Raw genomic sequence first — 223 nt, forward strand, 5'->3', positions numbered from 1 at the left:
AAATGGGCGCTTACCACGGAGTGGTCGATGACTGGGGTGAAGTCGTAACAAGGTAGCCGTAGGGGAACCTGCGGCTGGATCACCTCCTTTAAAGAGCAGAGCGCAACAAGTGCGAGCTTCCATAGAAACTTATTTAAGATAAAAGAAGTAATACCTAGTATCTGGGCCTATAGCTCAGTTGGTTAGAGCACACGCTTGATAAGCGTGGGGTCGGTAGTTCGAG

At 49.3% G+C, this 223-nt stretch carries 1 rRNA gene; it reads left to right on the forward strand.

Annotated features, from left to right (window positions below):
* Positions 1 to 90 (forward strand): 16S ribosomal RNA (locus tag AC0SAP_RS10465); the annotation flags it as partial.
* Between the last annotated feature and the right edge of the window lie 133 nt (positions 91 to 223).

The sequence above is a fragment of the Ignatzschineria sp. PL_is040 genome (assembly GCF_055813795.1).